The 23,465-nt window shown below is 37.6% G+C and carries 25 protein-coding genes; 15 read left to right on the forward strand and 10 right to left on the reverse strand.

Translation table 11 applies throughout. The annotated features are described in order from the left end of the window. Positions 1-8: 8 nt before the first annotated feature. The 5 genes from ACHUE4_RS12925 (at position 9) to ACHUE4_RS12945 (ending at position 4,753) form a co-directional block, all read left to right on the forward strand. Positions 9-476 (forward strand): cytochrome c oxidase subunit II, encoded by a 468-nt coding sequence (locus ACHUE4_RS12925; RefSeq protein WP_394190680.1) that lies wholly within the window; start codon positions 9-11, stop codon positions 474-476. A gap of 2 nt (positions 477-478) precedes the next feature. After that, a complete protein-coding gene (locus ACHUE4_RS12930) occupies positions 479-2,131 on the forward strand; it encodes a b(o/a)3-type cytochrome-c oxidase subunit 1 (protein WP_394190682.1) in 1,653 nt (550 codons plus the stop codon). A 293-nt stretch (positions 2,132-2,424) separates the two neighbouring features. Next, the gene (gene adh, locus ACHUE4_RS12935) at positions 2,425-3,945 is read left to right on the forward strand and encodes an aldehyde dehydrogenase (RefSeq protein ID WP_394190684.1); all 1,521 of its coding nucleotides are present in this window, start codon (positions 2,425-2,427) and stop codon (positions 3,943-3,945) included. Positions 3,946-3,963: 18 nt separating this feature from the next. Next, a complete protein-coding gene (locus ACHUE4_RS12940; protein ID WP_394190686.1) occupies positions 3,964-4,329 on the forward strand; it encodes a DUF779 domain-containing protein in 366 nt (121 codons plus the stop codon). Between the two features lie 211 nt (positions 4,330-4,540). Then, positions 4,541-4,753, forward strand: coding sequence for a hypothetical protein (locus tag ACHUE4_RS12945; RefSeq protein ID WP_394190688.1), 213 nt, complete (start codon positions 4,541-4,543; stop codon positions 4,751-4,753). A gap of 136 nt (positions 4,754-4,889) precedes the next feature. On the opposite strand, the gene ACHUE4_RS12950 is transcribed toward ACHUE4_RS12945, so the two are convergent. Together ACHUE4_RS12950 and ACHUE4_RS12955 are read right to left on the reverse strand one after the other, a co-directional pair. Beyond that, on the reverse strand, positions 4,890-5,963 hold the full coding sequence (locus tag ACHUE4_RS12950; RefSeq protein ID WP_394190690.1) for a hypothetical protein: 1,074 nt from the start codon (positions 5,961-5,963) through the stop codon (positions 4,890-4,892). Positions 5,964-5,965: 2 nt separating this feature from the next. Continuing rightward, the gene (locus ACHUE4_RS12955) at positions 5,966-6,502 is read right to left on the reverse strand and encodes a sigma-70 family RNA polymerase sigma factor (protein ID WP_394190691.1); all 537 of its coding nucleotides are present in this window, start codon (positions 6,500-6,502) and stop codon (positions 5,966-5,968) included. A 146-nt stretch (positions 6,503-6,648) separates the two neighbouring features. On the opposite strand from ACHUE4_RS12955, the gene ACHUE4_RS12960 reads away from it, so the two are divergent. Further along, complete coding sequence (locus ACHUE4_RS12960; protein ID WP_394190693.1) at positions 6,649-7,362, forward strand: alpha/beta hydrolase family protein; 714 nt, start codon at positions 6,649-6,651, stop codon at positions 7,360-7,362. A gap of 61 nt (positions 7,363-7,423) precedes the next feature. On the opposite strand, the gene ACHUE4_RS12965 is transcribed toward ACHUE4_RS12960, so the two are convergent. From ACHUE4_RS12965 to ACHUE4_RS12990, 6 genes are all read right to left on the reverse strand, one after another. Beyond that, entirely contained in the window at positions 7,424-8,194 is a 771-nt protein-coding gene (locus tag ACHUE4_RS12965; protein WP_394190695.1) for an alpha/beta hydrolase, read from the reverse strand. Between the two features lie 16 nt (positions 8,195-8,210). Beyond that, complete coding sequence (locus ACHUE4_RS12970) at positions 8,211-8,720, reverse strand: NUDIX hydrolase (protein WP_394190697.1); 510 nt, start codon at positions 8,718-8,720, stop codon at positions 8,211-8,213. After that, a complete protein-coding gene (locus tag ACHUE4_RS12975) occupies positions 8,717-9,184 on the reverse strand; it encodes a GNAT family N-acetyltransferase (RefSeq protein WP_394190699.1) in 468 nt (155 codons plus the stop codon). Before ACHUE4_RS12975 ends, ACHUE4_RS12970 begins: the two co-directional genes overlap by 4 nt. Positions 9,185-9,258: 74 nt before the next feature. Beyond that, complete coding sequence (locus ACHUE4_RS12980; RefSeq protein ID WP_394190701.1) at positions 9,259-9,807, reverse strand: NUDIX hydrolase; 549 nt, start codon at positions 9,805-9,807, stop codon at positions 9,259-9,261. Between the two features lie 6 nt (positions 9,808-9,813). Beyond that, positions 9,814-10,281 carry an NUDIX domain-containing protein gene (locus tag ACHUE4_RS12985; RefSeq protein WP_394190703.1) on the reverse strand — a complete coding sequence of 156 codons (468 nt, stop codon included), beginning with the start codon at positions 10,279-10,281 and terminating at the stop codon, positions 9,814-9,816. 89 nt (positions 10,282-10,370) lie between these two features. Next, positions 10,371-10,805, reverse strand: a complete 435-nt coding sequence (locus ACHUE4_RS12990) for a GNAT family N-acetyltransferase (RefSeq protein ID WP_394190705.1) — start codon at positions 10,803-10,805, stop codon at positions 10,371-10,373. Between the two features lie 158 nt (positions 10,806-10,963). On the opposite strand from ACHUE4_RS12990, the gene ACHUE4_RS12995 reads away from it, so the two are divergent. Next, positions 10,964-11,899, forward strand: coding sequence for an HD-GYP domain-containing protein (locus ACHUE4_RS12995; RefSeq protein WP_394190707.1), 936 nt, complete (start codon positions 10,964-10,966; stop codon positions 11,897-11,899). Positions 11,900-12,250: 351 nt separating this feature from the next. Here the strand turns inward: ACHUE4_RS12995 and ACHUE4_RS13000 are convergent, their stop codons facing one another. Further along, complete coding sequence (locus ACHUE4_RS13000; RefSeq protein WP_394190709.1) at positions 12,251-13,069, reverse strand: AAC(3) family N-acetyltransferase; 819 nt, start codon at positions 13,067-13,069, stop codon at positions 12,251-12,253. A gap of 185 nt (positions 13,070-13,254) precedes the next feature. Between ACHUE4_RS13000 and ACHUE4_RS13005 the strand changes: the two genes are divergently transcribed. The 5 genes from ACHUE4_RS13005 to ACHUE4_RS13025 all read left to right on the forward strand — a co-directional run bounded on the left by ACHUE4_RS13005 (position 13,255) and on the right by ACHUE4_RS13025 (position 19,498). Beyond that, positions 13,255-14,955, forward strand: a complete 1,701-nt coding sequence (locus ACHUE4_RS13005; protein ID WP_394190711.1) for a glycoside hydrolase family 13 protein — start codon at positions 13,255-13,257, stop codon at positions 14,953-14,955. 103 nt (positions 14,956-15,058) lie between these two features. Further along, entirely contained in the window at positions 15,059-15,985 is a 927-nt protein-coding gene (locus ACHUE4_RS13010) for an ROK family protein (RefSeq protein ID WP_394190713.1), read from the forward strand. Then, the gene (locus tag ACHUE4_RS13015; RefSeq protein WP_394190715.1) at positions 15,986-17,074 is read left to right on the forward strand and encodes an ABC transporter ATP-binding protein; all 1,089 of its coding nucleotides are present in this window, start codon (positions 15,986-15,988) and stop codon (positions 17,072-17,074) included. It begins immediately after the preceding gene. 192 nt (positions 17,075-17,266) lie between these two features. Then, entirely contained in the window at positions 17,267-18,724 is a 1,458-nt protein-coding gene (zwf, locus tag ACHUE4_RS13020) for a glucose-6-phosphate dehydrogenase (RefSeq protein WP_394190717.1), read from the forward strand. A 153-nt stretch (positions 18,725-18,877) separates the two neighbouring features. Next, a complete protein-coding gene (locus ACHUE4_RS13025; protein WP_394190719.1) occupies positions 18,878-19,498 on the forward strand; it encodes a cyclase family protein in 621 nt (206 codons plus the stop codon). Positions 19,499-19,713: 215 nt separating this feature from the next. Here ACHUE4_RS13025 and ACHUE4_RS13030 read toward each other — a convergent pair whose 3' ends face one another. Next, a complete protein-coding gene (locus ACHUE4_RS13030; RefSeq protein WP_394190721.1) occupies positions 19,714-20,205 on the reverse strand; it encodes a YusW family protein in 492 nt (163 codons plus the stop codon). A gap of 187 nt (positions 20,206-20,392) precedes the next feature. Here ACHUE4_RS13030 and ACHUE4_RS13035 point away from each other — a divergent pair, with 187 nt between their 5' ends. The 3 genes from ACHUE4_RS13035 to ACHUE4_RS13045 all read left to right on the forward strand — a co-directional run bounded on the left by ACHUE4_RS13035 (position 20,393) and on the right by ACHUE4_RS13045 (position 23,112). Continuing rightward, positions 20,393-21,820 (forward strand): aldehyde dehydrogenase family protein, encoded by a 1,428-nt coding sequence (locus tag ACHUE4_RS13035; protein ID WP_394190723.1) that lies wholly within the window; start codon positions 20,393-20,395, stop codon positions 21,818-21,820. 123 nt (positions 21,821-21,943) lie between these two features. Then, the gene (locus ACHUE4_RS13040) at positions 21,944-22,531 is read left to right on the forward strand and encodes a hypothetical protein (protein WP_394190725.1); all 588 of its coding nucleotides are present in this window, start codon (positions 21,944-21,946) and stop codon (positions 22,529-22,531) included. Next, positions 22,531-23,112 carry a hypothetical protein gene (locus ACHUE4_RS13045; protein ID WP_394190727.1) on the forward strand — a complete coding sequence of 194 codons (582 nt, stop codon included), beginning with the start codon at positions 22,531-22,533 and terminating at the stop codon, positions 23,110-23,112. The genes ACHUE4_RS13040 and ACHUE4_RS13045 overlap by 1 nt, the downstream gene beginning before the upstream one ends. The last annotated feature ends 353 nt before the right edge of the window (positions 23,113-23,465 follow it).

Below are 23,465 nucleotides of genomic sequence, written 5' to 3' on the forward strand. Positions count from 1 at the left end.
TGGAAAAAATGCATCTTCATAAATATGAAAAAATATGGTTGATTTTTGGTATCGCATCACTTGTTGTTTTCTTAAGTGTTGTAGGTATCAGTGCCTTTTCTCATGGCCATACGCCTGCAGGAGGAATGGATACGATTGATCCGAAAAAAGTAAATGAAACAGCACCATTTGATAACCCAGGAGTGACACAATTAGATGATGATACGTATCAAGTGGCGATTGTAGCGATGGCTTTTAGTTACACAGCACCTGAATTGAAAGTGCCTGCTGGAAAAGAAATTATTTTTAAAGTGACGAGTACAGATGTCGTTCACAGTTTTACGATAGATAACACGAAAGTGAATATGATGGTCGTTCCGGGTCAAATCACAACGAAGTCATATACGTTTGACAAACCTGGAAAGTATTTAATTCTTTGCAATGAATACTGTGGTTCTGGACATCATTTCATGTCTACAGAAATTGAGGTGTATTGATCATGATTGCTGCACAAGATCGCAAATTAGCTCTATGGAATATCGGCGTTGCTTATATCGCATTCCTTATCGGAACATTATGCGGATTATTACAGGTTTTCATTCGAAATGATGCCCTACAATTACCAAGCTGGTTAGATTATTATCAAATTTTAACGGCACATGGTGTGCTACTTGCCCTTATTTTTACAACATACTTTATTTTTGGATTCTTTGTTACAGGAATGAGTAAAAGCTTAGGAAGTTTCGGACCTAAAGTTCTTCTTTATTCATGGATCGGATTCTGGGTTACGACAATCGGAACGGTGATGGCGACTGTCATGATCATTTCTGGTGAAGCTTCTGTGCTCTATACTTTCTATGCACCACTTAAAGCGAGCGGATGGTACTATGTCGGTCTTGCATTGGTGATTGTTGGAACATGGATAAGCAGCTTCGCTTTGGTCGGACATTATGTGGTTTGGCGCAAAGCTCATAAAGGTGAATTGAGTCCACTATTTGCTTTCATGACCATCACAACAATTATTATGTGGATTATCGCATGTTTAGGGGTAGTTGCTACGGTTTTATTCCAATACATTCCTTGGGCATTCGGTTGGGTCGAAACAATTAACGTTGAGTTAAGCCGTTCATTGTTCTGGTATTTCGGTCATCCACTTGTGTATTTTTGGTTACTTCCTGCTTATATGGCCTGGTATGTGATTGTTCCAAAATTACTTGGCGTTAAAGTATTTAGTGATTCATTAGCACGTTTAGCATTTGTGTTATTCATCTTGTTCTCAATACCGGTTGGGTTCCATCACCAGTTGACAGAACCAGGTATCTCGAATTTCTGGAAGTTCTTGCAAGTCGTATTAACATTTATGGTTATCATTCCATCACTTTTAACAGCATTCTCTATGTTTGGCACGTTTGAAAGAGCTGGACGTAAAAATGGTGGTCAAGGACTGTTTGGTTGGTTTACAAAGTTACCTTGGAAAGATGTTCGTTTTACTTCTATATTTGTCGCGATGGCCTTCTTCATTCCTGGTGGAGCGGGAGGAATTATCAATGCAAGTTTCCAATTAAACGAAGTCGTTCATAACACGATGTGGATTGTCGGACATTTCCACATTACAGTTGGAACACCAGTAGCGATGACATTTATGGGTCTTACTTTCTGGTTAGTTCCTTACTTAACTGGTCGTAAATTCTCGAAAGTAATGCAGAAATTAGGTTTTATTCAAATCATCACATGGACAATTGGTATGTTGTTAATGTCTACATCTCAACATATTTTAGGTCTTCTTGGCGCACCTAGAAGAACTGCTTACACTGGTTATAACAATCATCCTTCTGCTTTAGAATGGTTTGATGGCATTTTAACAAATCACGTAACTATGGCTGTCGGCGGAAGTATCTTGTTCTTATCAGCTATGTTATTGATTTACATTGTTGTGATGACAATGTTCTTATCACCAAAAGCTGAACTTGAAGCGGACTTCGTAGAATTCCCATTAGCTGATAGTGACAAAGAACATACACCGAAATTCTTGGAAAACTGGTGGATTTGGATTGGTATCGCATTTGCATTGATCATCATTGCCTATGCTATCCCGTTATACGGCATGATTCACCATGCACCTCCTGGATCAGAAGGATTCAAAACTTGGTAGGAGTTGAGTGAAATGGTCTTAATGTTAATCTCATTTTTCATCGTATTCATCATATTAGTCGGCATGATTGTTGAATTAAACACATTAGAAGATTGATAGAAGAAAAGAGGTTTGTAGCAAAATGGCTACAAACCTTTTTTGATGTAGATAAACACCAAACATATAAATAAGTTGTAATTTTCTATTTTATCTGACAATATTGAAGGGAAGGATTTCCTAGATTAATAGTTTTCATGAAAACTAGTGAAAGCGCATACAATGGGAATTACTCGTACAAAGGGAGGAACATGAGAATGGTATATGCATTTCCAAACACAGAAGGTTCACTCGTAACATTTAAAGAGAAATATGATAATTACATTAACGGTAAATGGACAGCCCCTGTTAAGGGTCAATACTTTGATAACGTGACACCTGTCACTGGTAAAAACTTCACACAAGTTGCTCGTTCAACTTCAGAAGATATTGAATTAGCATTAGACGCAGCGCATGCAGCAAAAGACGCTTGGGGAAAAACGTCAGTAGCTGAACGTGCGGTTATTTTAAATAAAATTGCAGACATCATGGAAGAAAATTTAGAAATGTTAGCTGTAGCTGAAACATGGGATAACGGGAAAGCGGTACGTGAAACACTTAATGCGGACTTGCCTTTAGCGATCGATCACTTCCGTTATTTCGCAGGTGCAATCCGTGCGCAGGAAGGTTCATTGAGCCAAATTGACGACGATACGGTTGCTTATCATTTCCATGAGCCAATCGGTGTAGTGGGACAAATTATCCCTTGGAACTTCCCGTTATTAATGGCTGTATGGAAGTTAGCACCAGCATTAGCAGCAGGGAACTGTGTGGTATTAAAACCTGCAGAGCAAACACCTGCAAGTATTCTCGTATTCGCTGAACTAGTTGGGGATTTATTACCTCCGGGTGTTCTAAATATCGTGAATGGCTTTGGATTAGAAGCTGGTAAACCACTAGCATCAAATCCTCGTATCGGTAAAATTGCCTTCACTGGTGAAACAACAACTGGTCGTATGATAATGCAATATGCATCTCAAAACTTAATTCCAGTGACGCTTGAATTAGGTGGGAAGTCACCAAACATTTTCTTCGAAGATGTAATGGATCATGATGATGCATTCTTAGATAAAGCAGTAGAAGGATTTGTTTTATTCGCATTAAACCAAGGGGAAGTTTGTACATGCCCTTCACGTGCATTGGTTCAAGAATCAATCTATGACAAGTTCATGGAAAAAGTTTTGGCACGCGTTGAAGCGATTAAAACAGGTAATCCATTAGATCCAAACACAATGATGGGCGCACAAGCATCTAATGAACAATTAGAGAAAATCTTGTCTTACTTGGATATTGGTAAACAAGAAGGCGCAGAATGTCTAATTGGTGGAGAACGAAACAATATCGATGGAGACTTCACTGACGGTTACTATGTAAAACCAACTGTCTTCAAAGGCAACAACAAAATGCGTATTTTCCAAGAAGAAATTTTTGGTCCAGTTGTGTCAGTAACAACATTTAAAACACATGAAGAAGCACTTGAAATTGCGAACGACACTTTATATGGTCTAGGTGCAGGTGTTTGGTCCCGTAACATGAACACAGCTTACCGTTTCGGTCGTGCGATTCAAGCGGGTCGTGTTTGGACAAACTGTTACCATGCATATCCAGCACACGCTGCGTTTGGTGGATACAAAATGTCTGGTATCGGTCGCGAAAATCATTTGATGATGCTAAGCCATTACCAACAAACGAAAAACTTGCTAGTTAGCTACAATGAAAACAAATTAGGATTCTTTTGATCGAAAGGGGAATGACCAATGATTGAACGTGTTATCGCAACGGACGCGACGCTTGAACTAATTGAATTACTCAAAAGCAAGCACGGTCCAGTCATGTTCCACCAATCAGGCGGTTGCTGCGACGGTTCAGCACCTATGTGCTACCCAGAAGGCGATTTAATGGTAGGAGACCAAGACGTGCTACTCGGTTCAATCGGCGACAGTCCTTTCTATATGCACAAAAGCCAATACGACTATTGGAAGCATACCCAGCTTATTATTGACGTTGTCGATGGACGAGGTGGCATGTTTTCATTAGAAGGCGTCGAAGGTAAGCGGTTTTTAACAAGATCGCGTGCTTTCACCGACGATGAATTTAAAGAAGTGCAAGCTAATTCTAATTAAAGATTTTGCCGCCTCCAGTCTTTCTTTGGAGGCGGTTTTTTAGTGGTGAGATGGGCTGTTTTACGAGATTAGACTTGGAAATTACTAGATTAGGTGCGAAAATTACTAGATTAGCTTTAAAAATTATTACATTAGGTGCAAAAATTACAACATTAAACATTCTTCCTCAAGTTGATCGTGATGTACAATAAAAGAAAAGGAGTGAGAGAACATGGGATATATCATGCTGATTATCTTAATTGGTGTAATTGTTTGGACATTAAGCCGATTGTTTACTCATCGCAGACTTCCTCTTAATCAATACGCTCCATTCCATGATGCAATGGAAGGTAAAAAAGATGATAGCGATAGATCATCCCTTCATGATACAAAGCATGAAGTGGAGTATGAAGAAACAACGCCTAAAAAAGATGATGTAATTTAATACACATGCGAAAGGTCTTACTGCCATTGAAGGTGTAAGACCTTTTTTGTATATTTGTTATCGCTGTGACTCCTCACTAAGACACGCTTATAACCTTGTAGTCTCCGTCTTCCACAACAATCAATTTTGCGGTTTTTTAATAAGTAACATTATCTATTTTAATGTGATCAGCTATTGTGATTTCATCTGGACTCCAAAACTGAATGAATATTGACTTTGAACCTGTGCTACCATCTTTTTGTTTGAAGTTAAGACGGACTAAATACTCAGGTTCACCTTGACTAGGAGTTATGCTTTCGATTGAAAGAGAGGTATAGTCCATTAAATCATATTTCTCCAAGACATCTTCAATTTCAGATTCTGTAGAACTTGAAAATCTAGTAGCTTCATAAACATCATTATTTCTTAGTGCTTCAATATATAGAATAAATACTGCAGCAGCATGTTTATTTGGCATATTTGCCTCTTGAAGTTTTTGATACATGTTTTTGTGGAAAGCATGATTTTTTATTAATTCGTCAAATAAAACTTTGTTATCGTCTAAATACCGTTCTATATTTCTGACCATAGGTAGAGGCCCTGACTGCCCCCACATATACCAGTCGGTGAAGCTTCCTTCAAAAGTGAAATAAACATGTTTTACTTCAGCGTATTTAAAGATAGTATCATGCAGCGGCCAAAGAAAAACACCCATTTCATTGGTAGCAAGGCTGCCGAACTCATTTCGAAAATCTTTAAATTCAACTACTAAAGTTCCATTTTCATCAATTGCTACACCATTGAGCGAATTCTCTAAGACTTCAACATTTCGAGAATTTAGTTGTTCTGTTTGATATCCATGAGACATTAAATTATTTAAATCACTTTCAAGTTTAGGAAAGGGTAATCCGTGTTTATCTAATTCATAAAATTCTTCGTTAGAGTTTTCAGTAAAAGGCTCTGTTTTAGGTTCTTCAATAATGGGTTTATCTACTATATCTTTACTTGCAGTTGTACTGTCATCATTCAAGTCATTTGAGAGGATAAAATAGGTTACCCCACCAACGATAAGAAATACTAAGGCTAATACTGGTTTTAGTTTATTAAAAAGGGGAAATCCAGTAGTTTTGCTTTTTGGTTTGGATAATAACAAGCGATTTCTAAACTGGTTGGTATATAAATTTTCTTCCCCAATGTATGAATTAATGCCTTCTTTTATTTTGTTATCCATAATTAGTATCCTCCTCTCTTTTCAAGTTTGACTTTTAATTTCTCACGTGCTCTTTTAAGTCTTGTTTTAACCGTATTAGTAGAACAATTTAGTATTGTAGCGATTTCATCAACATTGAGATCTTTATAATAATAAAGAATAAGAACTTCTCGATATTTAAGAGCTAAGGTTAGAATTTCTTTGCCGAGCAAGAACTTTTCATTTTTAGTTATGGCTAATGTTTCAGTAGAATTATCCCCATGGAAAATTAAAGCGATTTTATTAGAGATTTGAATGTTTTTAAATGACCAACTTCTCAAATGGTCATAACAACGATTAATCGTCATGCGGTATAAATAAGTTTTATAAGATGACAGTCCTTTAAAATCGTCCCTTTTTTCATAGGCCCTCAAAAAGACATCTTGCACAACGTCTTCAGCCGCTTGACGATTTTTTACATACGTAAAAGCTAACCTTAATAGCTCTTCACTGTATTGATCAATTAAATCTTCAAATAAAATATGGTACTCATAAGAAGAACTTTCCCTAACTGGTAACATTCATTTCGATGCCTCCAATAAAAAACTTTAAACATTAGACGGAGTGCAAAAGTTTCAGGTTTCAAAAATTTTACAAACCTATCCTTTTAAACAAATGATGCAAATGATAAGGTAATTAAAAAGAACAAATGACAGAGGTAATGTTCATGAATAAAATGCAGATTCAAGATTTTAAATTTAAGTTATTTGAACCAGAAGTACAAAGCTCTGGCGGTAAGACCGTCATCTTTTATCATGGTTGGGGAACAAGTGTGGAGAGTAATCATGATGTTGCTCAAGAAATGGCATTTAGGGGGCATAGAGTTGTTGTTCCAGAAATTATTTATCACGACACTAGAAAGCCGTTAGAAAACCATTTCAGTATTGAAACTACTCAACGTTATTTTTGGAAAACCATATACAAGACAATCGATGAATTTGATGATTTCATTGAACATTTAAATGTCCCAATGGAGGAAGTGATTCTAGTTGGGAGCTCTATGGGTGGCTTTATCGCGAATGGTATTTTTTCTAATCACAAAAACATAGGTGGTTTAGTCAACATTAACGGATCAGGTTCTTTCCTATTGTCGGAAAAACTGTTTAGGGAAAAGGACCATCGAAGTGCACTACCGATTGAAGAAGAACAGGTGATGAAGAAGTATAACCCGATTGGTCGAACTTCGTGTAATGCTCCTGTACTTCTCATGCATGGTGATTCAGATGCAATTATTTCAATAAAAGGTCAGCAGGATTATTATCAATATCTTATTGAAAATGAAGGCCGAGATAATGTTGACTTTATAATTCATGAAAATAATAACCATCAATTTTCTTTAGAAATGGTAAAAGATTTACTCGAGTGGCTAGATGAAGTTTAAAGCATAAAAAACGCTTGGGTATTCCAAGCGTTTTTATGGTTCTAGATTGTCACCAATGTATTTAAGAGAGTAGATATGTGAAAATACCTGGTACTCTATCTTTAAAATAAGAATAGTGGTGTTCAGCATCCTCAATAACAAGGAATGTTGAGTTCGGTATTTTTTCTTTAACAATATTATAAATTCGGTGGTTAGATTCTAAGAATCCCTTACTAATTCGTTCATCATTTTTTACTTCCGTTGTTCCACTATCCATGTAGAATTTTTCTATAGAAGATAAATTTGTGTTTCTTAAGAGCTTCTCAATTTCTTCTTGATTGCGCCAAAAAGCTGAAGAAATGCTAATCACGTTTCTAAAGATATCGGGGTATTTACATGCGGCGTAGGTTGAAATTAATCCACCTAATGAAACTCCTCCGATACTGGTCGACTCGCTTAATGTGCGATATGTAGAATCAATGTAGGGTTTAAGTTCACTTACAATAAAATCTACGTAAGCATCTCCTTTACCGCCAGTGTAACTTGGCTTACCTAATAAATTCTTACTAAATTCACCGTCGACCCATGGACAATACTCGTTTTTTCTTTCTTCTCCTTCAGTATTCGTGTCTATTCCAACAACAATAATTTCTATCTCGTTTGAATCCAAGTAATCTTTTAAACCTAAAGAAACTCCATGTATAGCATCTTGATCTTCAAAGACATTTTGCCCATCATGCATATACAGAACGGGGTAACATTTTGTCGCATCTTGATAACCTCTAGGTGTAAAAACTCGAATTGTTCTATTGTGATTAAATGCTTTAATTGGGAAAGAGATTTTTTCAATCATATCGGACAACCCCTTTTTATAAATATGTAAATTTCGAATTGACCAAGAGAGCAGATTGCAAAATCCCTTCATAAACCTCATGCCAATCCGCATTGTGAGTAGATGCTTCATGTGGATGAATGAACTTTCTATGAGAAGATTCGTAGTTCGCATCAAACGGGTGGACTGTCGTTACATTCATACGAAAAAAAGCTTGATAACCGATTAAAGGGTAGGGGCTGTCAGAGCTCCATGCTGGATTCTCGGAATGATTAACCTCAACGAATCCAAGATATTCACAGTCACCTTCGACACAAGCTTCTTCTAAAACTTCGCACTTAAAACATTCCAAAGGGGTTTCGTTTATTTCAATATGTCCTCCAGGGATATTCCACTCTCGGTTTTTAATATTCACTAACAGTAATTTTTCTTCATAAAAGCACATTCCATGAACGCTTGTGATATTTTCACGTTGAGGTGGTTCTTGTTTTGGGATCCATGTTAATTTCACAAGAGACTGACCCCAGTTTACATAGACTATCGTCATGAAGAAATCCTCCAATTATAAATGCATTTTTGAAACTCACCTTCTAAATACATATCATTATCTATAGGCAAATCGACAACTTCTAGTAGTTCTGCTCCAAGACGAATACAAGTTTTATTGGAAGCGATATTGTCAGGGTTGCAAGTGATGATGATTTCATGCATTCCGTGTGCAAGGGCTACTTGTTTAAGCAATTGGCACGCCTTTGCAGCGTAATGGTTTCCTCTATACTTTGTATCAATTGCATATCCAATGTTTCCACCATAATAAGTACGTGAATTGGTCCCAATTCGGAGATCTATCGTTCCGATCGTCAGGTTCGTACCAGATAAATTTATGGCATACCAATAAGCGGGGACATAGTTTTTGTCCACATTTCCCGGTACTTTTCGTTCAATAAGTAAATCAATTTCTTCCCCTTTAATCGTATCGAAAGGAAAGAATTCAAAGGTGGGTTGTTTCAAGAAATCCCCTCAACTTTCCTCGTTAAAGAATCCTTTAGTTAATAGATGTTCAGGAGTGAATAAATTTGGTCACTCTAAGTCATCAAAAATTCCTTACTTAGATTAAAAGCATTAACCGTAAATAAATGATTAATTTCATTTGTTTTTATTAAACGGCTCATGGTTTTCATGTCAAACGTATGTACATCAATTATTTCAGTGTCATCTAGCTCTTGCTCAGCAACTAATTCAGCTTCAGTTATTAGAAAGCTATAGACTCTGTTGTTTTGTGTTGCTGGATTTACATAAAATTCACCTAATAAAATAGGCGGCAGATTTGAGACAAATCCAGTTTCTTCTTTTACTTCCCGAACAATTGCTTCTGCCAATGTCTCATTATTTTCAGGCTTCCCAGCAGGAACTTCTAGAAAACTACTTTGAGTGCCATGGCGGTATTGTTTAACTAATACAATTTCCTTCTTTTTGGTAACGACAACCGCATTGACCCAATCACTATATTCATTTACATAATAATCATGAATGATCTGACCATTGGGTAATTCACATGTATCTTTGCGTAAGTTTCCAAAAGGGGATTGATAAATATAATGTGAGCTAATCGTTTTCCAGTGTTCCAGATTCATCATCTCCTAAAACTTAAAGCACATTTTTGGTGAACTCCTTAAAGCCTTCCAAATTTGCAGGTCGACTTGATCGACGGGACCAATATCTCTTGTTAAGTCCCATAGTGTAATCCGATCCATTTCTTCATTTGGAATAAAGTCACTCAGTTCGTCAATCTTACAATAGAAAATTGGATTGTATTTTATGATTTGTTTATCCAGGTTTTTTATTTTAGCGATTCCTTGAAATGATAGATGGTCAACTTTTTGTCCAGTTTCTTCGAATAATTCGCGAATGGCACACTCTTTAGGTGTTTCATTTCCTTCTCGTCTACCTGCCGGCAACTCCCATCTTTTTCGGAATCGATTATAACCAAATAGAATCTCGTCACGAACTTGGATGATGGCATATGAGCCAGCTAAGTGGCTAAATGAAATCATATCTTTTTCGTTCTTACGAATAAATTCAATAAATTGTAGCGGTGGATCGACCATTTCTCATGCTCCTATTAGTTTTAGTAGTTTGTTAACTATATTATTCGCTACTACTAAACTGAAAACCTTCCTTTTATATCCAATAAAAGTCAATTCAATTTTTTGCGGAATGAATAGCACCACTTGTCATATTCCATTTTTTCTTCATAAAAGCGATGAGCTTCTGTTCTTTGAATGCCTGATTCAAGAGCGATATATTCTACTCCTTGCTCTTTTGCCCATTGATGAATATATAACAACAACTGTTGTCCATAACCTTTTGAACGTTCGTTTTGATCTGAAACGAAATCATATATGTATGCGTGTGATTTATTATAAAAATTGGTTCTTATAGTTAATCCAATTAAGGATTTCATTTGATTCTCTTCGTATAAAGCAAAGAGTTGATAGCCTTCTGATGTCATTTTCTTTAAGAGTTTTAAATACTCATCAACATTTAGCTCAGTTCTTAATTGAGACATGAGAGAGAAGGCGTCAATCCATTGTGTCTCTGTTCTTAATTCTTGAATTCGTATATCAGCCATTTTAGTTATCCTTCCCGTCTTCGAATTTCTTCATTAAACATAACAAAAGAATGTGTTTTCATACAATATTATGCAAATACTAATGACTAATGGATATAAAAAAGGTATAATTAATAAAAAATTGATTATTCTGAATTAATCACCGTAAGGAGATCATCATGCCACTTACTAGACAACAAATTAAAGATATTAAAGAACGATCTTCACTCTATCGATTAGATATGGGTAATGCGGTATCTACATACATCGGGAAGTCAGATGAAATTGCTTACGTCTTACATTCTGTCCGTCCAGATCGATCATTTTGGATAAGATATCCTGAAGAAGAGATTGAAGTGATTGAAAAATATACGGTCGTTCTTGGACAAGTCGAGGTAGAGCATGAGAATCAGATGTTTACTTTGCACGCCGGTGAAACTCTTGATGCTTCACAATATGAAGAATTATTAACTATTTATAGTGAATTAGGTGCGGAAATTTTAGTAGAGACGACAGAAAGTGTATTTGAATCAACGTTTAGTGATATCGAAATGATTCAAAAGGAAGCAGAAGAAATCGAAAAAATAGATGGCTATACATATCAGCACTGCTCAAGAATTAAAGATTATTCGATTGACCTTTGGAAGAAACTCGACCAACCTATTGACCGGGTGACCATGTTAATATGGGGAGCTTATTTTCACGACATTGGAAAGCTCTCAGTGCCTTTAGATATTTTGAATAAAGCAGGTAAACTTACACCAGAGGAATGGGAATTGATGAAAGCACATACAACCAACGGAGCAGACATGATGCGCAATCATGAGATTGCCTGGTTACGTGAAGCAGCTTTTATCGTTGAGCAGCACCATGAGCGATATGACGGAAAAGGATATCCTTTTGGTTTGAAAGAAGAAGAAGTTTCACTAGAAGCATACATAATTGCCGTGGTAGATTCTTTTGATGCAATGACGACAAATCGTCCTTATCGCGATGCTTTAACGGTGGATCAAGCAATTGAAGAAATTATAAAGGGCAGAGGCTCACAATTTCACCCGCAAGTCGTCGATGCATTTTTACAATTACTTCATGACCAACAATTTAAATGGAGATAATTATGAGGGCGATTACAAACGATTATTTTAACAAGATGGGGTAAAGCTTTTTCTGAAATTAGAAATGCTATAAACAGGGATAGAAAAAGAAAGATTTTTCCTATCCCTGTTTATTTATCTTTTTAGTAAATTGCTTATTTAATCTTGACAGATTGTAGTGGAAGACGGCGACTCCGGCGGGAATAGCATGAGCTGAAGGCCCCGGAAGAACGTAGTGATGAGGAGACTGAAGCCATGCCCGCGGAACGCGTCCGTCTGTAACGGGATTGAATCCAGGACCATCTGGCTTAGTAGACAGTCCTTTTTTGTTATGAATGTTTGTGTTGTGCTATTAAGCTGCTGGTCTGCAATCTATTCTTCAACCGGATGCTCTTTTAACCACTCCACCCCAAACTCAATTAGTGGTTTCATGTCGATTAAACGGCTTTTCGCTTGTCCGATAACACCAAGAATGATGGCTTCAGGATGTGCTTGTTCGAAAGCTTCACCTATTTCTGGGAAACGATCAGAATCACCATCTGTAGATTGAAACTCTATCCATTGACGTTCTCCGTCAACCATCATGGCTGCTGCTTGGTTTGTATAGGTTTTATTCTCAAGTAAATGTTCGGATAAGTGCAGAGCTGTACAAGAATCATATCCTACGCCGAGTAAGAGGATTTTCACGTCTTCATTTACCAACTTTCCAAGTGGGGAGCTCATACCAAATGAGTCTTCCAGTGGGTGTTCTAACATCCATTCTTCGGCATGTTTGCCCCAAGCCATGAAACTATGAACGGGATGATAGCTTCGAATCGTTTTAGGATGGCGATGGAAACATTCCGCGATTTTACCCATCCCTCGTAAAGGAGTTAGGTGAGGATCATAGGCAGGCATATGTTGGCGGATTGGTTCGTGCCAATCTGCAGGTACTGGAGGTAGCATCCAGTATGACGGTTCCGAGTTCTCTGCAGATTGAGCTGCCATGACAATCGTACCTTCCTCCGTAATCGTTTCAAGCAAGGCATCTATTACGGCTTTCGCTCCCCCTGGTAGCCATCCGATTTGTTTTAATGAAGAATGGACCATTATAGAGTCTCCAGCTTTTATTCCCAGTGCGTGTAATTGTTTTTTTAAGGTGTCAACGGATTGAAATGATTTTGTGGCTTGTACTGTGTCGAATTCACTCATAAGTTGTTGCCTCCAATTGTTTTATACTTCCATTGTATAAGACTATTCCAAATGAAGGAATGTCAGAAAGTGATTCAAATAAAATCAAAATGAGTTCTCCTGTTTTTTGTTACAATATAAAAGTAAAACTGAACATGATTTTAAGACATCCTATATAAAATTGAAAAAGAATGGGGGCTCTCAAGTTGGAATTAAAACAATCCGAAATTGAGTGGTGGAAGAAAAGTGTGGTCTATCAAATTTATCCTAGAAGCTTTTACGATAGCAACGGAGATGGGATAGGGGACATTCAAGGAATCATTCAAAAACTAGATTACTTAAAAGAATTAGGAATCGATGTGATTTGGTTAAGCCCGATTTATGATTCACCAAATGATGATAATGGATACGACATCCGTAACTACATTGAAATCATGAATGAATTTGGCACGATGGAAGATTTTGATGAGCTTCTTGCTCAAGCAAAAGAACGCGGACTCAAGATTATTATGGATTTGGTAGTCAATCATACGTCAGATGAACATGAATGGTTTGTTGAGTCCAAGTCTTCGAAAGAAAGTCCATATCGAAACTATTATGTGTGGGAAAAAGGGGAAGGTGACCAAGCCCCGAATAACTGGGGATCATTTTTCGGTGGCTCTGCTTGGGAGTATGATCAAAATACCGAAGAATCTTTCTTGCATTTATTCTCTAAAAAGCAACCGGATTTGAACTGGGAGCATGAACCACTTCGACACGAAGTATATGACATGATGAAATTTTGGTTAGACAAAGGAATTGACGGTTTCCGAATGGACGTTATTAATTTAATTTCCAAGCATCCAGATCTTCCAAACGGCGCAAAGAACGAAGGTCAACGTTTTGGTGACGGCAGCCCTTATTATATGAATGGACCAAAAATTCATGATTATTTACAAGAAATGAATGAAGAAGTGTTATCGAAGTATGACATTTTAACCGTCGGAGAAATGCCAGGGGTAACGCCAGAGGATGCGTCAATCTATACCAACCCTGCGAATAAAGAGTTGAATATGGTATTTACATTTGAGCATATGAGTTTAGATAGTGGTCCGTTTGAAAAGTGGGATCTTAAACCGTTGCATCTGGTGGATTTGAAAGAGAACTTCGAAAAATGGCAAACGAATTTACACGGAACTGGTTGGAATAGCTTGTACTGGAATAACCATGATCAGCCTCGTATTGTATCTCGATTTGGGAACGACGGTGAATACAGAGTCGAGTCAGCAAAAATGCTCGCTACGTGCTTACATTTGCTTCAAGGAACTCCTTATATTTACCAAGGAGAAGAAATTGGTATGACAAATGTGAAGTTTGAATCGATTGATCAATATCGAGATTTAGAAACACTAAATATGTACAACGAAAAAATGGAGCAAGGAATCGACGAGCACAAAATTTTTGAGTCTATTTATGTAAAAGGAAGAGACAATGCCCGCACACCAATGCAATGGACGAATGAAAAGAATGGTGGCTTTAGTGAAGGGACTCCTTGGATTGAGGCAAACCCAAATTTCACAAAAATTAATGTCGCACAAGCCACTCAATCGAAAGATTCAATTTTTGCTTACTATCAACAGTTGATTCAATTTAGAAAAAATGTGGATGTGATTACAACAGGGGATTTCCGATTAATTGACCGAGAAAACCCGAATGTCTTTGCGTATGAACGTAAAACTGATCAAGAATCACTGCTCGTCATCTGTCATTTTAGTGATCAAGAAATTCTTTTTGAACACCAAGACATTCTGCCGTATCTTGAAAATGGAGAAGTGTTGATTCAAAATTATAAGGATCTTTTGGCGAATAAATCAATTCGTTTACGTCCATATGAAGCCGTAGCTTTTTACTTATCACATAACGAATAGGAATATGGGACAAATCATAGATGGACGAATCCCTAAAATAAGGTATGATTAAAGGATATATTCAATATTTTATAGACTTTAGTTAACTGGAGGGTAAGTGTAAATGGTAGTCCTTGGTGTAGACATCGGGGGGACAAAAATTCGAATGGGAATTATCGATTCGGATGGCCAAGTAGTAGCGGACCATGTGGTGCCTACTCAAGTCCCTCTTTATCCTTTTCTAGAAGAAAACGTTCTAGAATTAATTGAGAAATATCCACAAATTCAAGCAATTGGTATTGGAACACGTGGAATGGTGGATGCTGAAAATGGCGTCATCACGTTTGAAACAGAAACATTACCAGGTTGGCAGGGTACTGAAGTGAAATCATTGTTGGAAAAAGCGACGGGTCTCCGCGTTGAAGTTAACAATGATGCAAACTGCGCAGGTCTTGCAGAAGCTAGATTAGGTGCTGCTAAAGGTTTCCGACGAACGGTTTGTTTAACAGTTGGAACTGGATTAGGTGGCGGAATCGTCTTAGATGGTCAGATTTTGAATGGAGCACACGGTGGTGGTGGCGAAGTTGGACATTTGATTTTATATCCAAATGGTCATGTTTGTACTTGTGGACGTCCAGGTTGCAGTGAGCAATATGTATCTGGAACGGCGTTAAGACGACAAATCGGAGAACGACAAATCTTAGATGACAATCAACAGCTTATTTCACCGCATCAATTGTTCGGTATGGCAAACGCAGGTCATGTAGAAGCACTGTCATTAACGAAAAAATTCACGAGTGATTTAGCGATTGTGATTAGTTCGCTTCAAGCAGTATTAGATATGGATTGCGTGGTCATTGGTGGTGGAGTTTCTGAATCAGCGAACGAATGGTGGCATTATTTAGAGGAAGCTTTGGAACCTTTATTATTGAAACCACTTACGGTGAAGAAAGCTCAGTTTAGAAATGAAGCAGGGATGCTTGGTGCAGCCTTACTTGTAATCGATAATGTAAATGAAAGCGCTTCGAAAAATATAGAGGATGTGAGATAAATGGCGAAAATAGAATTAAACAGTATTTCAAAAGTATACGACAACAAAGTAACAGCCGTTTCGGATTTTAATTTATCTATCAATGATGAAGAATTTATCGTTTTTGTAGGACCATCTGGGTGCGGTAAATCAACAACATTACGCATGATTGCGGGTCTTGAAGAAATTTCTAAAGGTGATTTCTTGATTGATGGAAAGAAAATGAATGATGTACCACCAAAGGAACGCGACATTGCGATGGTATTCCAGAACTATGCCTTGTATCCACATATGACGGTATACGATAATATGGCGTTTGGATTAAAGCTTCGTAAATTCTCTAAAGAAGAGATTGATGAACGCGTTCAAAAAGCAGCTGGCATCTTAGGCTTACAACCTTACTTAGATCGTAAACCAAAAGCTCTATCTGGTGGTCAACGTCAGCGTGTTGCTTTAGGTCGTGCGATTGTACGTGATGCGAAAATCTTCTTAATGGATGAGCCTTTATCAAATCTTGACTCAAAACTACGTGTGCAAATGCGTTCTGAAATTGCAAAATTACATCAACGTCTAAAAACAACAACGATTTATGTGACACATGACCAAACGGAAGCAATGACGATGGCGTCACGAATTGTCATTATGAAAGATGGCGTTATTCAACAAGTTGGAACACCTAAAGAAGTCTATGACTTACCTGAAAACGTATTTGTTGGCGGATTTATTGGGTCACCATCGATGAACTTCTTAAAAGGTAGTTTTGTAAATGGAGAATTCGTTTTAGGTCAACAATCAATTAAAATACCTGATCATCAAGCAAAAGTACTTGTTGAAAAAGGATATGAAGGTAAAAACCTTATTCTTGGTGTGCGCCCTGAGCAAATTACAAACGAAGTAACAAATGAACACTATAAAATCCGTACTTTAGTTGAAGTTTCTGAATTAACAGGTGCTGAAATTATGATTTATTCTACAATTGAAGGTCAAGAATTTATCGCAAGAATAGATTCAAGTGAAATCGTGAATCCTGGTGAAATGATTGACCTTTCAATCAATATGGAGCGTTCTCACTTCTTTGATGAAGAAAGCGAAATTCGTATTCGCGTATAAAAGCAGATGAAATCAGTGAAATTGTTTGATTGTGCAAACGATTTCACTGGTATGATGATGAATAGTAGGTAAACCAAAAACAGGATAACCCCCTGTTTTTTTGGTGTGCCAGAATTTCAAACATTACTAAAGAGCAATATTTTGCTTATTACTTTAAGATTTAAATGTGTAATGGAAGGATGTGATCTCTAGATGGATTCAATGACATTTGTATTATTTGGTGCGAGTGGAGATTTAGCTAAGAGAAAAATCTTTCCTGCGCTATATCATTTATTCGTAGATAAAAAAATGCCCAAAGCATTTTCTGTTTTTGGAACAGGATTAGAAGAGATGTCCACATATGACTTTCAGTTGTACGTGATGGAGTCTGTTCAAATGTATTCACGAACAACAAAAGTGGATGAACAACAGCTACTTGAATTTTCTAAAACACTGCAGTATATGCACATTGACGTAACAAAGCCTGAAGGATACCAACGCTTATTAGCAGGTATTCAACAGACAGAAGAACTTCTAGATATCCCTCAAAATCGAATGTTTTATTTGTCAGTTGGTCCTTCATTGTTTGAGGTTATTGCCTACAACATTGAACAAAGTGGCTTAGGTTCGACAATGGGCTGGAGACGATTAGTCATTGAAAAGCCTTTTGGACACGATTTAGCCTCTGCAAGACGATTAAATGACCAACTGAGTAAAGTCTTTAAAGAAGATGAGATTTACCGTATTGATCATTATTTAGGGAAGTCCATGGTTCAAAACTTAGCGACCCTTGTTATTTTGAATCCTGTTATTCATGCCATTTGGAATCGTGAGTACATAGCGAATATCCAAATCACGGCAAGTGAAACAGTCGGTGTCGAGGAGCGCGCAGGTTATTATGATCAAGCTGGAGCTATTCGAGATATGTTCCAAAATCATATGTTACAAATGCTCATGATGACGACGATGAATTTGCCGAGAAGTATTAGTGCGAATGATATTCGTTCAGAGAAAAAACATGTAATGGGGTCATTACGGTCTTTATCAAAAGAAGATGTGAGTCTTTCTGTCATTCGAGGACAATATGAGCATGGTGAAATCGTTGGAAATCCAGTAGTCGGCTATAAAGATGAACCTGGAATTCCTGAATCATCTACTAATGACACGTTTATCGCAACAAGAGCATGGATTGATAATCCGTTTTGGATAGGTGTCCCGTTTTATTTACGAACAGGAAAACGCTTAAAGGAAAAATCTACTCGTATTGTGATTGAGTTTAATAATCACTTTAACAGGCTGTACCCGTTGGTGAACCAACAAGCTGAACCAAATTTGCTTATTATTAATATCGGTCCTTATGAAGGAATTACGATGCAGCTGAATAGTCATAATCAAAACGATCACGGCAAAGTAGATCCAATTACGGTCGAATTCTCTGCAGACACGAAGGAAATGCCTGAAGCTTATGAATTGCTGATTGAGGATGCTTTACAAGGAGACTCTACATTCTTTGCGCACTGGGACGAAGTCGAACTTTCGTGGAAATGGGTGCAACCGATTTTGGAAGCATTTGAAGAAAATAGCTTACCTCTACACACTTACTCAGCAGGAACAATGGGACCAAAAGCGGCCGACGAATTATTGGAAGAGAACGGATTTGTTTGGAGATAGTTGTTTCTTACGATGGGTAGTCATCGGAATGAGTTGGCTACTGAAGTAACCGCAATGTGTATATTGATACGTGTGTTCATTAGATAATGATACACTTACAGGTAAAGTGACTTAGACTACAATTCTGCATCGATATAAAAGAAGGAGGATACGATGAAAATTTATGACATTACGGCTCCTATTTTTGAAGGGATGCCAGTTTACAAAAACAAACCCGAAAAACAACCGAAGATTTCTCGTGTAACGAATGCACATGTTACGGAATCACGTCTTGAGATTGACGTTCACACAGGAACACATATCGATGCACCTTTACACATGATGAATGATGGTGCGACTTTTGAAACAATCACGCTTGACCAATTGGTTGGTCCAGTTAAAGTTCTCGATTTCATGCATGTTGAAGACGGGATCACGAAAGATGACTTGGCAACTCTCGACCTTCAAGAGAATGATTTCATATTGTTTAAAACAAAAAATTCACTTGATGAAGACTTTAATCCAGAGTTTATCTTTTTAAAAGAAGACGGTGCGCAATACTTAGCTGAACTTAAAATTAAAGGTGTCGGCATTGATGCACTTGGCGTTGAACGTAGCCAACCTAATCATCCAACACATAAAGCATTGTTTGGAGCAAATATTCTTGTGATTGAAGGATTGCGCTTAAGTGAAGTAAATGCAGGATCGTATTTCATGGTTGCGGCACCATTAAAATTAGTAGGTACTGACGCAGCACCCGCACGCGTTATATTGATTGAGGATTTTCAAGGATAATGAATAAAGGCCGAGTGTAGGAATGTAGATTCCTTACTCGGCTTTTTATTTGGGGAGTGATGAGGTAGAGAGGTATTCAAGGGATTCAAAGGGTGCATTCAAGGCTTCGATGGGTCTGTTCTCCATTTCAATGGGGCTATTCTCGAATTCACACGCCTCATTCTAGGATTCGCAGTTGTTATTCAAGTATTCATGAAATCCACACAATTTCACCACTACTTTTTCCCTTCATAAGCTTGTTTATGTTCATTAAAAAAGGTGATTTCAGCTTTTAATTCCGTGTATTTATCCGCTACGCCAAATCCTTCAGCGAGCTGACGTACGACTTCTTCGTTTGTATGGGATTCAGCGATAGACAACTTCTCAAATATAGGTTCTAACAATGTCATGGCATCTGAACCCTGCACATCTTCATTCGTTAAAGTATTTTTATACTGAACATCTGTCGCATCTTTCTTTTCCTCGTAATGCACGATAATCGCATCTTCTTGATCAGCCACGTCAATTTCAATATCTATTCCTTTGAAATCAAACGATTCTCCAACTACATTCGCTGGATTTTCACCCGTTTCCGTATCTTCAATATCATCAGCCGTATTATTATTAGTCGTGTCATTTGTTACTTCATCGTCATTTGCACAAGCGCCTAACAAGATGATGGAAATGAGGAATGCGGATGGTAATAAAGCTTTCATCAACTTTGCCATGAATAAACATCCTTTCAACATATATTAGTATTGTTTTGCCCAATATTACTGAAACTACTCTTTTAACTTTTTTATTTGCAAACGGTCAAATTCGAAATATTATAATAAATTCAATCACATAATGTGCTATCGTATTCATATAGGTTAGATAATTTGGGTATATCCTTTATATTGGGAGGTGTTTCTTTTGAGAGAAACAAAATTGTGGATTAACGGTGCTTGGAGAGAATCTACGGAGACGTATGAATTGAAAGCCCCGTATGATGGGAACTTGATTGCTAAAGTAGCAAAAGGTTCCGCTGAAGATGTTAAAGTCGCAATTGCAGGTGCAGAGCAAGCTTTTCATTCATTCAAAAAGTGGACAGCTTATAATCGAGCTGAGATGTTATATAAAGTGGTAACGATTATGCGTGAGCAGAAGGAAGATCTTGCTCGAATATTAGCTTCAGAAGCAGGTAAGCCACTAAAAACGGCACGAGCAGAGATTGACCGTACGATCGCAACGTATCAATTTTCTGCAGAGGAAGCGAAGCAATACCGTGGTGAAACGATTCCAATGGATGCGGCGCCTGGCGTGACTGACAGAATTGGATGGACGAAAAAAGAGGCGATTGGCGTCATTTCGGCAATTACACCTTTTAACTTTCCATTCAATTTAGTTGCACATAAATTAGGACCAGCGTTTGCAGTTGGAAATACAGTCGTTTTAAAACCGGCTACTCAAACGCCTTTAAGTGCTTTAGCAATGGCTGAAATCTTTAAAGAAGCAGGATTACCTGATGGAGTTTTACAAATCATAACGGGAAGTGGAAGCGAGTTAAGTGATTCACTAATTACGCATCCCGATGTTAAAAAAGTGACGTTTACGGGCAGCGTTCCTGTCGGATTAAAAATAAAAGAAAAAGTTGGTTTACGTAAGATCACCTTAGAACTTGGATCGAACTCCGCACTGATCGTAGAGCCAAGTGTACCGATTGAAAAAATCGTGAAGCGATGTGCAGAGGGTGCATTTAGTTTCTCGGGACAAGTATGTATATCTTTGCAACGTATTTATGTGAATCAAGAAATTTACGAGGATTTCGCGAAGTTATTCATTGAAGAAACGAAGAAGTTAAAGGTTGGCGATCCGCTCAATGAAGAGACGGATGTTAGTTCGATGATTCACCCAGGTGAAGTGGATCGCATCGTGAAGTGGATTGAGGAAGCAAAATCCCAAGGTGCCGAAGTTGCAACAGGTGGCGACTTTACCGACCGATCCCTTTCTCCAACTGTCTTGACGAATGTGATGGCTGATATGAATGTGGTATGTGAAGAAGTATTTGCTCCAATCGTCTCTCTTATTCCGTATGACACTTTAGAGGAAGCGATTGGGCTCGTCAATGACTCTCAGTTTGGATTAAATGCTGCTATTTATACGAATGTGTTGACCGATGCCATGAAGGCAGCGGATCAAATTGAAGCGGGAGCAGTCATTATTAATGACATTCCTACTTTCCGTGTGGATCATATGCCTTATGGTGGCGTTAAAATGAGTGGTTACGGGCGTGAAGGTGTTAAGTTTGCGGTCGACGAAATGACAGAAACGAAATTTATTACAATGAAAACGGTTTTTTAATGAGTTGCTTCGGCAGCTCTTTTTTTGATCTTGGAAATATTAAACAGGATTTTTGAGGTGCTTTGTAGAATATACATAGAACTATTCAGAAGAAATTAATCGATGTTTAAGGAGAATGTCCCTTTGAAAAAACGTATTGGACTATTAACTGTTTTCTTATCTTTATTCACATTCACTCAGGTTCTCGCAACATCTTGGGTAGAGCTTTCAGTTGAAGAAGTGACTGAACGTGCAAACGTGATTGTGTATGGCACGTATGACTTTTCAGATGAATTAACGAATGGCACTGAAATGGTTTTTCACGGAACAGCATTTAAAGTTAAAGAAGTTTATAAAGGTGAATCGGCTAGTCAAATAACGGTAGGCATTGATCCATTCGATATTGGATGGGTGGATGAGTTTCAAAACGACGGGGGAGAATTTCTTTTATTTTTAGAAGAAGGGGAAGATTTCTTATTACCCGTTGGCGGTCCAAATGGAATGGTTCAAGTTCAAGATGGTCAAGTGGTTGAAAGTGATGAGGAAAAAAGATTGTTTTATCAAAACGTATTAGAGAGTTCATCACAAGAACCCAACGTTTTAGCAAGTTCTACAGAAGAATCGAATTTAAAAAACCCCACCATTAACATGCTTTTATACATCGGTATTATCTTAATTGTGGGAACGATCTTAACGAGTTGGTTTAAACGATATCAGCGGAATAAAGCATAATGAAGAAGTTACTTATTCTTATACTAAGTGTGGTTGTTTTAACGAGTTGTTCTAATAAAGCTTCTAGAAATGAGGAGATAATAACGAAACAACTAGAAAAAGTAAACAGTGAAATTGAGAGATTGAATAAAGAGCTATTAAGCTTTGAAAATCAGTTAGCGGAAAAAACAAAAAAGATGGTGGAATTAGAAGAGTTGGTTGAGTCTCTCAAAAATTATGATAGAGAAAGCATCAATCAGCTTAGTACATTGGTTGCTATGAATGAAAAATTAATTAAACATTTACCTGATATTACACGAAAGCAAGGTTTTATATTAGAAGTGAATGAACGTGATATGATTGTGGATTATGCTAACTGGGAACAGAAAGCAGATGAACCAAATGGAGGTCATATTGTCGATCAAGAAGGAGATCATGAAAAAGTGAACCTTCACTCAAATGTGGAAGTATACATTTTATATGGAGCCACAATCGGCTATAAACCCTTTGCTGAGTTTGATCCAACAGATCACGAAGGATTATACGATCTGTACTTCGTGAACAATAAAGTTGTCCTGATTGCCGAAAAATATATCCCTTAATACAAGGAGTTGCAGTCAAGTTATTAAACTGTAGATAATTAAAAAATATTGAATTCCATTACGTCGGACGCTTTCTTACCATTAGTCAATCGTTTTCCTGGAATTTTATAAAAAAGTATAGGTAGTTCACTGATATAAGCCTATTGCTTTCCGTTTCGGCACTCGCTTTCCGCGGGCACGGCTTCAGCCGCTTCACTCGCTCCGCTCGCTGCAGGGTCTTCAGCTCGCGCGGTTCCCGCAGGAGTCACTCGCCTACACTCCAAGTATCACGAAATATGTATAAATAAGCATGCCAAATAAACCTGACGGTTAATATTTTTTTCGCAGGGGCTAATATGCTATAATTTTAAATA

The sequence above is a fragment of the Paenisporosarcina quisquiliarum genome, assembly GCF_043641925.1.
Lineage (GTDB): Bacteria > Bacillota > Bacilli > Bacillales_A > Planococcaceae > Paenisporosarcina > Paenisporosarcina quisquiliarum_A.

Bases quoted from the DNA above. Each gene is read 5' to 3' on its own strand.
- ACHUE4_RS12925 (WP_394190680.1), top strand. From the start codon at position 9: ATGCATCTTCATAAATATGAAAAAATATGGTTGATTTTTGGTATCGCA.
- ACHUE4_RS12930 (WP_394190682.1), top strand. From the start codon at position 479: ATGATTGCTGCACAAGATCGCAAATTAGCTCTATGGAATATCGGCGTT.
- adh (WP_394190684.1), top strand. From the start codon at position 2,425: ATGGTATATGCATTTCCAAACACAGAAGGTTCACTCGTAACATTTAAA.
- ACHUE4_RS12940 (WP_394190686.1), top strand. From the start codon at position 3,964: ATGATTGAACGTGTTATCGCAACGGACGCGACGCTTGAACTAATTGAA.
- ACHUE4_RS12945 (WP_394190688.1), top strand. From the start codon at position 4,541: ATGGGATATATCATGCTGATTATCTTAATTGGTGTAATTGTTTGGACA.
- ACHUE4_RS12950 (WP_394190690.1), bottom strand. From the start codon at position 5,963: ATGGATAACAAAATAAAAGAAGGCATTAATTCATACATTGGGGAAGAA.
- ACHUE4_RS12955 (WP_394190691.1), bottom strand. From the start codon at position 6,502: ATGTTACCAGTTAGGGAAAGTTCTTCTTATGAGTACCATATTTTATTT.
- ACHUE4_RS12960 (WP_394190693.1), top strand. From the start codon at position 6,649: ATGAATAAAATGCAGATTCAAGATTTTAAATTTAAGTTATTTGAACCA.
- ACHUE4_RS12965 (WP_394190695.1), bottom strand. From the start codon at position 8,194: ATGATTGAAAAAATCTCTTTCCCAATTAAAGCATTTAATCACAATAGA.
- ACHUE4_RS12970 (WP_394190697.1), bottom strand. From the start codon at position 8,720: ATGACGATAGTCTATGTAAACTGGGGTCAGTCTCTTGTGAAATTAACA.
- ACHUE4_RS12980 (WP_394190701.1), bottom strand. From the start codon at position 9,807: ATGAATCTGGAACACTGGAAAACGATTAGCTCACATTATATTTATCAA.
- ACHUE4_RS12985 (WP_394190703.1), bottom strand. From the start codon at position 10,281: ATGGTCGATCCACCGCTACAATTTATTGAATTTATTCGTAAGAACGAA.
- ACHUE4_RS12990 (WP_394190705.1), bottom strand. From the start codon at position 10,805: ATGGCTGATATACGAATTCAAGAATTAAGAACAGAGACACAATGGATT.
- ACHUE4_RS12995 (WP_394190707.1), top strand. From the start codon at position 10,964: ATGCCACTTACTAGACAACAAATTAAAGATATTAAAGAACGATCTTCA.
- ACHUE4_RS13000 (WP_394190709.1), bottom strand. From the start codon at position 13,069: ATGAGTGAATTCGACACAGTACAAGCCACAAAATCATTTCAATCCGTT.
- ACHUE4_RS13010 (WP_394190713.1), top strand. From the start codon at position 15,059: ATGGTAGTCCTTGGTGTAGACATCGGGGGGACAAAAATTCGAATGGGA.
- ACHUE4_RS13015 (WP_394190715.1), top strand. From the start codon at position 15,986: ATGGCGAAAATAGAATTAAACAGTATTTCAAAAGTATACGACAACAAA.
- zwf (WP_394190717.1), top strand. From the start codon at position 17,267: ATGGATTCAATGACATTTGTATTATTTGGTGCGAGTGGAGATTTAGCT.
- ACHUE4_RS13025 (WP_394190719.1), top strand. From the start codon at position 18,878: ATGAAAATTTATGACATTACGGCTCCTATTTTTGAAGGGATGCCAGTT.
- ACHUE4_RS13030 (WP_394190721.1), bottom strand. From the start codon at position 20,205: ATGGCAAAGTTGATGAAAGCTTTATTACCATCCGCATTCCTCATTTCC.
- ACHUE4_RS13045 (WP_394190727.1), top strand. From the start codon at position 22,531: ATGAAGAAGTTACTTATTCTTATACTAAGTGTGGTTGTTTTAACGAGT.